General features: G+C 63.0%; 11 protein-coding genes. 4 read left to right on the top strand and 7 right to left on the bottom strand.

Annotation, left to right across the window (positions count from 1 at the left end):
- Both GA0061105_RS31855 and GA0061105_RS31850 read left to right on the top strand, forming a co-directional pair.
- The coding region (locus tag GA0061105_RS31855) for a ThuA domain-containing protein (RefSeq protein ID WP_092755358.1) at positions 1-688 on the top strand (688 nt) is incomplete at its 5' end.
- A 9-nt stretch (positions 689-697) separates the two neighbouring features.
- Complete coding sequence (locus GA0061105_RS31850; protein ID WP_092755355.1) at positions 698-1,741, top strand: Gfo/Idh/MocA family protein; 1,044 nt, start codon at positions 698-700, stop codon at positions 1,739-1,741.
- Between the two features lie 148 nt (positions 1,742-1,889).
- Here the strand turns inward: GA0061105_RS31850 and GA0061105_RS31845 are convergent, their stop codons facing one another.
- The 6 genes from GA0061105_RS31845 to GA0061105_RS31820 form a co-directional block, all read right to left on the bottom strand.
- Positions 1,890-2,285, bottom strand: a complete 396-nt coding sequence (locus GA0061105_RS31845) for a DUF1236 domain-containing protein (RefSeq protein WP_064695442.1) — start codon at positions 2,283-2,285, stop codon at positions 1,890-1,892.
- Between the two features lie 131 nt (positions 2,286-2,416).
- On the bottom strand, positions 2,417-3,529 hold the full coding sequence (locus GA0061105_RS31840; protein ID WP_092755352.1) for an ABC transporter permease: 1,113 nt from the start codon (positions 3,527-3,529) through the stop codon (positions 2,417-2,419).
- Position 3,530: 1 nt separating this feature from the next.
- Positions 3,531-4,658 (bottom strand): ABC transporter permease, encoded by a 1,128-nt coding sequence (locus GA0061105_RS31835; RefSeq protein WP_092755349.1) that lies wholly within the window; start codon positions 4,656-4,658, stop codon positions 3,531-3,533.
- Positions 4,655-6,400: an ATP-binding cassette domain-containing protein gene (locus tag GA0061105_RS31830; RefSeq protein WP_092755346.1), complete on the bottom strand. Its 1,746-nt coding sequence runs from the start codon at positions 6,398-6,400 to the stop codon at positions 4,655-4,657. Before GA0061105_RS31830 ends, GA0061105_RS31835 begins: the two co-directional genes overlap by 4 nt.
- Positions 6,397-7,410 carry a secretion protein HlyD gene (hlyD, locus tag GA0061105_RS31825; RefSeq protein ID WP_092755343.1) on the bottom strand — a complete coding sequence of 338 codons (1,014 nt, stop codon included), beginning with the start codon at positions 7,408-7,410 and terminating at the stop codon, positions 6,397-6,399. The genes GA0061105_RS31830 and hlyD overlap by 4 nt, the downstream gene beginning before the upstream one ends.
- Complete coding sequence (locus tag GA0061105_RS31820) at positions 7,407-8,111, bottom strand: CerR family C-terminal domain-containing protein (RefSeq protein ID WP_064695437.1); 705 nt, start codon at positions 8,109-8,111, stop codon at positions 7,407-7,409. Before GA0061105_RS31820 ends, hlyD begins: the two co-directional genes overlap by 4 nt.
- Before the next feature lie 256 nt (positions 8,112-8,367).
- Here GA0061105_RS31820 and GA0061105_RS31815 point away from each other — a divergent pair, with 256 nt between their 5' ends.
- Positions 8,368-8,625 (top strand): hypothetical protein, encoded by a 258-nt coding sequence (locus GA0061105_RS31815; RefSeq protein WP_141130272.1) that lies wholly within the window; start codon positions 8,368-8,370, stop codon positions 8,623-8,625.
- 176 nt (positions 8,626-8,801) lie between these two features.
- Positions 8,802-9,116, top strand: coding sequence for a hypothetical protein (locus tag GA0061105_RS31810; RefSeq protein WP_092755340.1), 315 nt, complete (start codon positions 8,802-8,804; stop codon positions 9,114-9,116).
- A gap of 11 nt (positions 9,117-9,127) precedes the next feature.
- Here the strand turns inward: GA0061105_RS31810 and GA0061105_RS31805 are convergent.
- A partial coding sequence (locus GA0061105_RS31805) for an NAD-dependent epimerase/dehydratase family protein (RefSeq protein WP_141130271.1) occupies positions 9,128-9,623 on the bottom strand: 496 nt, incomplete at its 5' end.

Here is a 9,623-nt window from a genome sequence, read left to right as displayed (position 1 = left end):
CAATGCGCTGAATAGCGATCCCGGCATCTCGGCGACGACGGCGACGCTGCAGGAGCCGGAACATGGGCTGAGCGAGGCCCGTCTTGCCCAAACCGATGTGCTGACCTGGTGGGGCCACAAGGATCACGGCGCGGTATCCGATGCCGTCGTCGAACGCGTCGCCAAGCGCGTCTGGGAGGGCATGGGTCTTCTCGTGCTGCATTCCGGCCATTTCTCCAAGATCTTCAAGCGGCTGATGGGCACACCGTGCGCGCTGAAATGGCGCGAGGCGGGCGAGCGCGAGCGGCTGTGGACGATCAACCAGCGCCATCCGATCGCCGCCGGCATCGGCGAACATTTCGAGCTCGAGAACGAGGAAATGTATGGCGAGCAGTTCTCGGTGCCGGAGCCGCTGGAAACGGTGTTCATCTCCTGGTTCCAGGGCGGGGAAGTGTTCCGTTCCGGCATGACCTGGCGCCGCGGCGCCGGCAACATCTTCTATTTCCGTCCCGGCCACGAGACCTACCCGACCTATCACGACGCAACTATCCAGAAGGTGCTGATCAACGGCGTCAAGTGGGCCTATAACCCTGAGGGCGCGTTGACTGGTATCACCGACGCTCCGAATGTGCCGGTAGAGAAGGCACTGGAGCCGATCGTCGAACGCGGCCCGAGACTGCACCAGGCCGGCGAAGCCGGTTACCGCTGAGGAGCATTTATGCGACTACTCGTTCTTGGCACGGGCGTGATGGCGAAAAACCAGCTCACCCACTTCAGCAAAATCGACGGCGTGACGGTGGTCGGCGCGGTCGATACCGATCCCGACCGGCTTTCCGCCTTCGCCGACAAGTTCGACATCGAGAAGCGGTTCCTCTCTCTGGAGGAGGCGATCGCCTGGGGTGAATTCGATGCGGCGACCAACATCACGCCCGACCGCGTCCATCACCCGACGACGCTGGCGCTGATTGCCGCCGGCAAGCATGTGCTCTGCGAGAAACCGCTGGCGGAAAACTATGCGAAGGCGCTGGAGATGACGGAGGCAGCCGAAAAGGCCGGCGTCATCAACATGGTGAACCTCACCTACCGCAATGTTGCGCCGCTGCAGCGCGCCCGTGAAATGGTGCTGGCCGGTGAGCTGGGGACGATCAAGCACGTCGAAGCCTCCTATCTCCAGAGCTGGCTCGTCTCGCGCGCCTGGGGCGATTGGCGGACGGAATCGACCTGGCTGTGGCGGCTTTCCACCGGCCACGGCTCTAATGGCGTGCTTGGCGACGTCGGCATTCACATTCTCGATTTCGCCGCCTATGGCGCCGCCACTGACATCGACCACGTCTTTGCGCGGCTGAAGACCTTCAACAAGGCGCCGGGCGGCCAGATCGGCGAATATATGCTCGACGCCAATGACAGCTTCACCATGTCGGTCGACTTCGCCAATGGCGCGCTCGGCGTCGTCCATGCCAGCCGTTGGGCGACCGGCCATCTGAACGAGCTGAAGCTGCGCATCTACGGCGAAAGGGGCAGCCTCGAAGTGATCCATCGCCCGGGAGGGTCCGAACTGCGTGGCTGCCTCGGCGATGATGCCGAGACCGCCACCTGGAAGGAGATCGAGGTGCCGCCGGTGCCGACCAATTACCAACGCTTCGCCGAAGCGGTGGCAAGCGGCATTCAGCCAGATCCGAATTTCCGTCACGCCGCCAACCTGCAGAAGGTGCTCGATCTTGCCATGGTGACGGAACGCGAGCGGCGCGAGCTGAAGGTGTGATTTCCGCCTGGGGTATGGAAGCCGCCGTTCAGGCGGCGGTTTGCCGTCCTACGTGCGCCGATTGGTCTTCGGTGCAAATGCGAAAAAAGGCCCCGCTGAAGCGGGGCCGGAGGTAGCCGAGCCGCAGCATGCGGTCTCGGCGGTTTGATTATTCAATCACCTGCACGACACGATGGGTGCGCGGTTCAACGATCACACGGCGGTCGTTGATGACGGTATAGGCATATTTCGGGTTGTCGGGCACGGGTGTGACGACGACATCGGCCGGAAGCGGCTTGCCGACGACGATCGGTTGCTCGACTACCACGCGGGAGGTCGGGGCCGGCTGCTGTTCGACATAGGTGACGACCTCGCGCGGCGGCGGGTCAATAGCGGCACCGGCAACACCGCCGGCGATGCCGCCCACTGCGGCACCCACGGGGCCTCCGACAATTGCGCCGGTAATGGCGCCGCCGGCCGCACCGGTTACGGCGCCATCTGCAAGCGCATTGGTGGCAAGCGACGACAGCGCAAGGGCGCTGGAGACAAGTAGGATCTTGTACATTTTGCTTCTCCTTTGCTGGGGTTGCACTCGACTAACGAGGTCACCAAATCGAGGTTCCCGCAGCAAAGAGTCACGCTTTGGAAGGCCGGTTCACATTCTGTGAGGCGGCTGAAGCGTGTGTGGGTGTGAGATTATTCCAGGCGCCGGCGGAAGAGCCAGGCGGCGGCACTGAGGGTGACCGTGGCGATCAGCGCCAGCGGGATCGTCTGGTTCACGACTTCGCTGAAAGGGATATCCTTGAGGAAAACGTCTTTGACGATCACCAGGAAATAGCGCAGCGGGTTGATGAGCGTTATCGGCTGCAGCCAAGCTGGCATATTCTCGATCGGTGTGGCGAAGCCCGACAGCAGCATGGCCGGGACCATGAACAGGAAGGCGCCGAGGATTGCCTGCTGCTGCGTCATCGACAGCGCCGAAATGAAGAGGCCGAGGCCGGCGACCGAGCCGAGATAGAAGACCGCGCTTCCGTAAAGCAGGAAGAGCGAGCCGCGCAGCGGCACCTCGAAGAGGAAGACGGCGGCGAGGATATAGACGGTGATGTGGAAGAGGCCGATCATCATCGGCGGGATCAGCTTGCCGATCAGGATCTCGTGCATGCGCAGCGGTGAGACCATCAGCTGGTCGAAGGTGCCGAGCTCGCGCTCGCGGGCGATCGACAAGGCCGTGACGATGAGGCCGATCAGAAGCGCGATGCTGGCGATCAGGTTCGGCACCATGAACCATTGATAGGTGAGGTTCGGGTTGAACCAGTTGCGGGGCACCGTCGAAACCATTTCGGCGCCCGTTCGCTTGCCTGCCGGGGTCTCGGCTGCAAGGGCAGCGCCGATCTGCGAGAGGTAGCCCGCGACGATTTGCGAGGCGTTGGAGCGGCGGCCGTCGAGCACGACCTGCAAGTCGGCCGCGGTTCCCGCCTCGATGTTGCGCGAGAAATTGGGGCCGATCTCGACGGCAGCGATCACGGTCTGATTGTCGATTGCCGCCTGGACCTGCGCCTGGCTGGTGGCGAACTCGATGTCGCGAAAGGTCGGCGAACCGTCGATGCGCTCGATCAGCTCTTGGCCCCAATGGCCGCTGTCGCGGTTGAGGATCATGACGTCGACATTGCGCACTTCCAATGTGGCGGCATAGGAGAAGACGAGGAGCTGAACGATCGGCGGGCCGATCAGGATCGCGCGGCCCTTGGGGTCGCGCAGCACCGCGAGCAATTCCTTGACGATGAGGGCGTAAAGCCTTGTCCATCCCATCTCAGCCGATCCTCTTTCTGGTGCTGCGCGCGGCCAGCACGAACATGATGCCGCCGATCGTCAGCATCACGGCGATTGTCTTGACGAACATCGCCCAGATGTCGCCGGCGAGGAACACTGTCTGGAGGCTCGGGATGAGGTAACGCGCCGGCACGATGAAGGTGATCCACTGGATGACCGCGGGCATGGAATTGATTTCGAACAGGAAGCCCGACAGCAGGAAGGCCGGCAGGAAGGCAGTGATCAGCGCCAGTTGCGAGGCGAGGAACTGGTTTTTCGTCGCCGTCGAGATCAGCAGGCCCTGGCCGAGCGCCGGGATCAGGAAGGCGGCTGACAAGGCGTAGAGTGCCGCGACCGAGCCGCGAAACGGCACGCCGAACAGAAAGACCGCGAGCAGCACGCACAGCGTCATCGAGGTGAGGCCGAGCAGGAAATAGGGCAGGATCTTGCCGGCGAGCAGTTCGACCGCCGTCACCGGCGTCGCCATCATCGCCTCCATCGTGCCGCGCTCCCACTCACGGGCTACGACGAGCGAGGTGAGGAGGGTGCCCACAAGCGTCATGACGATGGCGATGGAGCCCGGCACGAGGAAATTGCGGCTGGTGAGTTCCGGGTTGAACCAGAAGCGCTGCTCGACCGCGATGGCGGGACTGCGGGAGGCGACATCCGCCTGCCTCTGCTGCTCCCAGTTGGCGACGGCGCCCTGCGCATAATTCTGTACGAAATTCGCCGTGTTCGGATCGGAGCCGTCGACGATCACCTGGATAGCGGGACGGTTCCCGGCGATATAGCGCGTGGTGAACTCCGCCGGGACGACGACGATCCCGCGTACCTTACCGATCACGAGATCTTCCTCGAACAGGCGCCGGTCACGCCCGATCGCCACATCGAAATAGCGCGAGGCCTGGAAACTCGCCGACAGATCCTGTGTCAACGGCGTCATCTCCTCAGTCACCAGGCCGATGCGGGTGCGGCTGGTATCGAGCGAGACGCCGTAGCCAAAGAGAAAGAGCAGGATCAGCGGCAGCACGAAGGCGATGAGGATGCTGCTCGGATCGCGGACCGCCTGGAAGCTTTCCTTGCGCACAAGGGCAAACAAACGCCTGAGCCGGCCGGACGAGGTGCTCATGCGGCATCCTCCGCTTCCGATTGCTGCACCAGCGCGATGAAGGCATCCTCCATCGTCGGGTCCGGCTGCTCATTGGTCACGACGCGGGCCTTCAATTCATCGGGAGAGCCGAGCGCGATCGAGCGGCCGCGATAGATCAGCGATATGCGGTCGCAATATTCCGCCTCATCCATGAAATGGGTGGTGACGAGCACGGTGACGCCTTTTTCCACCAGTGCATTGATATGCGTCCAGAATTCGCGCCGGGTGATCGGATCGACACCTGACGTCGGTTCGTCCAGGAAGAGGGCGCGCGGCTCGTGCATGACGGCGCAGGCAAGCGCAAGGCGCTGCTTGAGACCGAGCGGCAGGTCCTTGGCGGCCTCGTTGGCATGGCGGGCGAAATCGAAGATATCGGCCATCAACTCGATGCGCTTGCGCCTATGCGGGCCGCGAAGGCCATAGACGCCGGCGAAGAATTCGAGGTTTTGCATGATTGTGAGGTCGCCATAGAGCGAGAACTTCTGCGCCATGTAACCGAGCTGGTTGCGGGCTTCGGCCGCATCGCGGCGCAGGTCGAAACCGGCGACGCGGCCTTCGCCGCCGGTCGGCTTCAACAGGCCGCAGAGCATCTTGAAAGTGGTGGACTTGCCGGCGCCGTTCGGGCCGAGCAGGCCGAAGATCTCGCCGCGGCGGATTTCGAAGCTGATGTCGTCGGCGGCGGTGAAATCGCCGAAGCGCTTGGTCAGGCCCCTGGCCTCTATCACCGGGCGGTCACCCTCAGCCTCCAGCGGTTCTTGCGCCTCGGCAAGCCTGGAGCGGCCGCCGGGGCCGCCGCCCAGCATATCGACAAAGGCATCCTCGAAACGGGGCGGGGCAGGGGAAAGCGCGGCGGCGTCACCGGCCTTGCCGATATCTGGTGTCTTATCCTTTGCCGCGACGAGGCGGATCGCCTCACCCTGGATCACGCCGTCGATGACGCCATCGGCCTGCAGCAGCTCGGCGAGAACTTGCCGGCGGCGGCCGGTGACGTCGGAGACCCGGAAAACGCGGTCGTTGACACGCTCGGTCATCTCCTCCGGCTTGCCCGAGAAGAGCAGTTTGCCTTGGTTCAGCAGCAGCACGTGGTCGCAGGCTTCGGCTTCGTCCAGATAGGCGGTCGACCAGAGAACGCCGATGCCTTCCTTCGTCAGGTTCTCGACCATTTTCCAGAGGTCGCGGCGCGAGATCGGATCGACGCCGACGCCCGGTTCGTCGAGCAGCAGCAGGCGCGGCTTCTTCAAAAGCGCGCAGGCAAGGCCGAGCTTTTGCTTCATGCCGCCGGAAAGTTTTCCCGCCAGCCGGCCGGTGAAACGCTTGAGGTCGGTGAAGGTGAGCAATTCGTCGAAGGCGCCGGCGCGTTCGCTCTTCGGCAAGCCGCGCAGATCGGCGTAGAGATCGAGGTTTTCCTGCACGGAGAGGTCCTCATAGAGGCCGAAACGCTGTGGCATATAGCCGATCGCCGCCTGAATGCCGGCGGCATTCTTCCTGGTGTCGAAGCCCAGAACCTCCATCGTCCCATTGTCCGGCAGCATCAGACCGGTCATCAGCCGGATCAGGGTCGTCTTGCCGGCGCCGTCCGGGCCGACGAGGCCGGTGATCGCACCGCCGCCGATCACGCCGGAGATGGCATCGAGAGCCGGAGGCGCGTCGCCGAAGCGTTTGCTGACAGCGTCGATCCGAACGAGCGGCCTGTCGTCCCGGTCCGGCGCGGGCGCTCTCATTGTCGGCCTGCCGCCGGCCCGGAGAGCCGCACCGTGACCGGCATGCCCTGGCGCAGATCCGGGCCGGGCCTGTCGATGACGATCCTCAGGCGATAGACGAGGTCGGTTCTGAGCTCCGGCGTCTCCACCGATTTCGGGGTGAATTCGGCGACCGGCGAGATGAAGCCGATCCGGCCTTCATAGGGTTTGTCGGGCGCCGTATCGGAGGCGACGGAGACCTTCATGCCGGGGTGGATGCGGCCGAGATCGGGCTCGGCGACATAGCTTCGCACCCAGACGGGCTCGGTCAGGGATAAGACGAATACGGAATCGGCCGGCGAGACGATCGCGCCGGTTTCCCGCACACGGGAGAGGATGACGCCGTCATTCGCCGCACGCAGCTCGGTGTCTTCAAGCGAGGTGCGGGCAGAGGCGAGCGTTGCCTCCGCGGCTTTCACCTGCGCGTCGGCGGCGGCAATATCCTCGGCCCTCGAGCCCTCCTGCAGCAGTTTCAGCGCCTCGTTGGCGGAAGCTGAGCGGGCGGCGGCCATCGCCTTTGCGGCAGTCGCCTGGTCGAGGTTCGCTTCGGAAATCGTGCCCTGCGGGCGAAGCTGGCGGGCGCGCTCATAGGCGAGGTTGGCATTCTGCAGGTCTGCGAGGCTTTCGTCATAAGCGGCGCGCGCCTGGGCGATCTCGGTCGGCCGAGGGCCGGCCTTCAGCTTGTCGAGCGTTGCCCGAAGAGCAGCGGCATTGGCCTCGCCGGAGCGGACGGCGAACTCATAGGGCGCGGCGTCGAGCTTCGCCAGGACCGTCCCGCTCTTGACGACATCGCCCTCGTCGACTCTGAGTTCAGAGAGGCGGCCGCTGACGCGAAAGCCGAGCGAGACCTGGCGAATATCGACATTGCCGTAAAGGACGAATTCGCGGCGGGCTTCCGGCAGCCAGCCGAGCCGCGCGGGCAGGTCATACCGCCAGGCGGCCGCACCCGCTGCAAGGAGGAGAATGACGGCGACGGGAATGATGCGTTTCATGCTGCGCCTCCTTTCGGCGCACCGATGACGTCGGCCAGCTCTGCGGCCAGGCGCCGCAGGATTTCCACCTGCTCCGGACCGAAGGTGTCCCATTCCATCTGGGCGAGCACCGCGGCGTGGGCAAAGCGGAAGATGAGGATGCTGCCGACGAGATTGAAGGTTCGCAGGCGCACATGTTCGGAGGCCGGGTCCTCAGCCAGAATGGCGCCGACCAGGCGCCGGCCCATTTCGATCATCGGCCGCATGATCCCTTGATAAACGCGCTTGAAGGCCTCGGTCGGCTCCATCTGCTCGCGGATTAGGAACCGGGCCCACGGTTCGGATTCCTTGGCGACGAAGAGCGTCACCATGGTCTGGAGAATTTCGGTCAGGAAGACGCGCGCCTGCGTCTCTCCGAGCGGTTCGCCGGCCGCGTCGAGCGCCATGAGGTGCGCCCCGATGCGGGCCCGCATGCCGCTGACATGCGCGTCGATCTGCATCATCAGATATTCGGCGGTGGCGATGTAGAGACCTTCCTTGCTGCCGAAATAATAGGGGATCGCCTGCAGGTTGACGCCGGCAGCTTCAGTCAGCTGGCGGGTCGAGGCGCCGTCGAAACCGTAACGGCCGAAGACGTCGAGCGCAGCGGTCAGCATTTTCTGGCGCGCGATCTCGGCGCGGGCGGAAGCTGGTGGATTTGGGTTGTCACGTTCCTGGGGCATGACAACCTTATACGACCATCGCCAAAATAAGTCAATCGAATGATTTGATAACTGTTGTGATGCTACTTCGGAAGGCCTGCTCCTCATCAGGATGACTTGCTGGAATGAGCCAAAAGCCGCTCTCGAGACCGTCGTGCGGGCTTTCAGCGGGCTAAGAGCCAAAAAGCAAAGAGGCCCGCAGCGAACGGGCCTCTCATGCTCTTGGGGTGGCTGCTAACAGTAGCAAGGCACTATCGCTGAATTTGACGACACTAATGTGTCCGGCCTCGGTCGGCGCGGCGCGAAAGGCTCTCCGTTTTTTCTCGTTATGCGCTCATTTTTCGACACAAAACTGCCTTGCTCTTTCCGTATCGCCAATTCGATGCGTATCCAGATCTATATTATCGCGTTCCTGTTGAGCGCCATCATGTGGTCGATCTCGTTCGATGCGGCGCGAGAATCCTATCATGCTGCCCAAAGCGCGGGATTGATGCCGAACTTGCATATCAACAAGAAGCTGGATCGCATCCTGTGAGACTGTCCCAGAGAAGATCACGTTTCGTAAAATTTGAACGATCTGCTTAAAAGCCCTGCAAATACCGACATGTAGAGTGTTCCCATGAAGGCGGCCGAAGCGTGGACAGACGCGTCGATCGCTTGGAAACGGGCGAAAGGTAAGCCCGCCGCCGATCCGAAAACGGGGACGTCGACATGCAGAAAACTCTCGCCGCCATCGCCTTGACCATGAGCATAACCACGGCTGCCGGTCCGGCCTTCGCCATCGGGCCCGCGAGCCTCGCCCGCGACCTGATGTACACTTCCGCCACCGGCCATTCGCCTGAAATTCCCTTGACGACACGCGCCGGTTTCATGCGGCCGAGCGCCCCTCATGCTTTACGCGGCCTGGCTCCCGTCGAGGGTAGGCGCCATCAGCTCAAGGCCTATTCGCAGAGCCTGACCGTTGCTATCGACTATGTATTTTCGAAGGCGGCCGGTGTTGTGGGAGCGGTCACGCTTCTCCGCTAAACCGACACGCTTCAGGCATTCAGTTCTCCCCGCACGTCGAGATACCACTCGACGAAGGCCTGGACGCCGACATCCAATGTCGTCGCCGGCTTGTATCCCGTCAATGCCACGAGCAGATCGGGGGCGGCGAATGTGCGCGGCACGTCGCCCTTCTGCATCGCCAGCATCTTGCGGATGGCAGGACGGCCCAGCGCCTTTTCCACTGTTTCGACGAAATCCATCAGGCTCACCGGCTGGCCGCCGCCGATATTGACGACGCGAAAAGGGGCCTGGCGCGACAGCGTTTCGACCGCAGCGTCATCGAGACGATTTCCTTCACCGGGCGCAATCGCCGACAACCTGACGATCGCTTCGATGAGATCGTCGATATAGGTGAAGTCACGGCTCATATTGCCTTCGCCGTAGATCTCGATCGGCTGGCCTTCGAGCATGTTCTTGGTGAATTTGAACAGCGCCATATCGGGCCGGCCCCACGGACCGTAAACGGTGAAGAAGCGAAAGGCCGTC

Origin of the sequence: Rhizobium aethiopicum (assembly GCF_900094625.1) — a bacterium.
In the GTDB taxonomy this organism is placed as follows: Bacteria; Pseudomonadota; Alphaproteobacteria; order Rhizobiales; family Rhizobiaceae; genus Rhizobium; species Rhizobium aethiopicum.
Note: the sequence above shows the minus strand (reverse complement) of the source record. Positions and strands in the feature narration are given on the sequence as shown.